Below are 2,210 nucleotides of genomic sequence, written 5' to 3'. Positions count from 1 at the left end.
CCCGCCCCGCTCACCACACCCCGGGTTCGCTGCCCGTCAGGGCCTCGGAGGCGCGGCCGTCGACGCCCACCGGGACGTCCCCGGCCAGCATCACCCGGTGCATGATCCGCGGGGCGCCCACCGCGGTGTGGTCGCTCGGCGCCAGATGGATCGTCGAGCGGTTGTCCCAGAACGCCACGCTGCCCGGCTCCCAGCGGAACCGCACCGTGTACTCGGGGCGCACCGCCTGCTCCAGCAGCATCTCCAGGACCCGGGCGCTCTCCGCGCGCGACAGCTCCTGGATCCGCTCCAGGTAGTAGCCGTTGACGAACAGCGACCGCTCCCCGGACTCCGGGTGCACCCGGACCAGCGGGTGCACGGAGGCCACCTGACGGTCGAGCAGATGCCGGACGTACGCGTCCTCGCCGGGACGCGGCTGGTATCCCACGCCCAGCCGGTGCTCGGCGCGCAGCCCGTCGGCGAACGCCCGCACCGGCGCGGACAGACCGGCGTAGGCGGCGGCGAGGTTCGACCAGGTGGTGTCGCCGCCGTAAGGGGGCACCTCCTCGGCGCGCAGGATCGTCGCCGCCGGCGGGTCGACCCGGGCCCCGTGGTCGCAGTGCCAGCCCCGCAGCAGGCTGTGACGGCGGCGGTCCAGCCACTCCTCGTGCTCCATGCCGAACCGGCCGCCCAGCTCCAGCCGGTCCGCGGTGGTCTCCACCTCGGGGAACCCCGGCGGCGAGGCGCTCCCGCGGCGCGGCAGCACCACCGGCTCGCCGAAGCGCCGCGCCAGCGCCACATGGGCGGCGTGGTCCAGGCGCTGCCCGCGGAAGAACAGCACCTTGTGCCGCAGCAGCGCCGCGCGGAGCTCGGCGACCGTGGACGGGGGCAGTGCCTCCGCCAGGTCGACCCCGTGGACCTCCGCGCCGATGTGACCGGCGACCGGGGCGATCCCCACCGGTCGGTCCGTGGCCGTGCGTGTCGTCACCATGCCCTCAGCCTCGGCGCTGCGGGAAAGCCGACGCAAGAGGGCCTCCCCGGCGCGCCGGGTCAGACGCCGAACGGCGCGGCGTAGCGGACCGTCCCGGCGGGCAGCGGCACCGACCGGTCCAGGGTGAGGGCCATCAGCGCCTCGTCGGGCACGTCGAAACCCACCCGGATGCCGTGGACGGAGGCCCGCGAGAAACCGAAGCGCGGGTAGTACGACGGGTGCCCCAGCACGACCACATGGTGCTCGCCACGCTTCCGGGCCGCCTCCAGCGCCGCCCGGACCAGGGCCGCGCCCACCCCCTGCCCCTGGTGGTCGGGCAGTACCGCGACCGGCGCCAGTGCCAGCGCCGGGGACGCGCCGACGTGGCAGCGGGTCAGCACCGTGTGGCCGACGACCGCGCCCCGCTCGTCCTCGGCCACCAGCGCCAGGTCCCCGAACCACGCCTCGGCGTCGGCGCGCAGCGCCTCCACCAGGTCCGCCTCCTCGGCGGTGGGGAACGCCGCCAGGTCGACGGCGCGGACCGCCGCGGCGTCCGCTCCCGTGTCCGCCTCCGGGCGTACCCGCCAGGGATGTGTCATGTGGTCCGGCCTTCCGTCGTGCTGTCCGGTGTCGACCGGCAGCGTACGGTGCTGTCCGGCCGTCCGGTGAAGGGTAATCGGAAGGGGGAAGGGCGTGGAGGACGTCTCCGGTTCCGTCGTGGCCCTGGCAGGCGAGTTGGTCCGCACGCCGAGCAGGGGCGGGATCGACGACTACGGTCCGGTGCTGTCGGTGCTGGAGCGGTGGCTGGCCCGGCGCGGGCTGCCCCACCGCCGGCTGCGGGACCCGGACGGGAACACGGCGGGCCTGTTGGTGGAGATCGCCGGCGGCCGGCCGGGGGAGTGGTGGACGCTGGACGCCTGCGTGGACACCGCGCCCTTCGGCGACGAGAGCGCCTGGTCGTTCCCGCCGGCCGTCGGGGACGTGGCGGACGGCATGCTGCGGGGACGCGGAGCGGCCGACTCCAAGACGGCCGCGGCGCTGTTCTGCCACCTGGCCGCCGAGATCGCCCCGCGGGCGCGGGAGGTCCACGGCGGCCTCGCCGTGCTGCTCGACGTGGACGAGCACACCGGCCGCTTCGGCGGCGCCCGCGCCTACCTCGCGGACCCCGACGCCGTCCGTCCGGCGGGCGTGATGATCGGCTACCCGGGGCTCGACGAGGTGGTCGTCGGCGGGCGGGGGCTGTGGCGGTGCGTGCTCACCG

General features: G+C 75.9%; 3 protein-coding genes. 1 reads left to right on the top strand and 2 read right to left on the bottom strand.

Translation table 11 applies throughout. From position 1 onward, the window contains the following. Positions 1-10 precede the first annotated feature (10 nt). Both ACOV8S_RS22470 and ACOV8S_RS22465 read right to left on the bottom strand, forming a co-directional pair. Entirely contained in the window at positions 11-970 is a 960-nt protein-coding gene (locus ACOV8S_RS22470) for a TauD/TfdA dioxygenase family protein (RefSeq protein WP_448319768.1), read from the bottom strand. Between the two features lie 59 nt (positions 971-1,029). Further along, positions 1,030-1,548: a GNAT family N-acetyltransferase gene (locus ACOV8S_RS22465; RefSeq protein WP_448319767.1), complete on the bottom strand. Its 519-nt coding sequence runs from the start codon at positions 1,546-1,548 to the stop codon at positions 1,030-1,032. Positions 1,549-1,642: 94 nt separating this feature from the next. Here ACOV8S_RS22465 and ACOV8S_RS22460 point away from each other — a divergent pair. Then, positions 1,643-2,210 (top strand): M20/M25/M40 family metallo-hydrolase (locus ACOV8S_RS22460; RefSeq protein WP_448319765.1); only part of this gene is annotated, 568 nt, incomplete at its 3' end.

The sequence above is a fragment of the Streptomyces sp. CO7 genome (assembly GCF_053474865.1).
This window is presented reverse-complemented; position numbering and strand designations above follow the sequence as displayed.

Bases quoted from the DNA above. Each gene is read 5' to 3' on its own strand.
- ACOV8S_RS22470 (WP_448319768.1), bottom strand. From the start codon at position 970: ATGGTGACGACACGCACGGCCACGGACCGACCGGTGGGGATCGCCCCG.
- ACOV8S_RS22465 (WP_448319767.1), bottom strand. From the start codon at position 1,548: ATGACACATCCCTGGCGGGTACGCCCGGAGGCGGACACGGGAGCGGAC.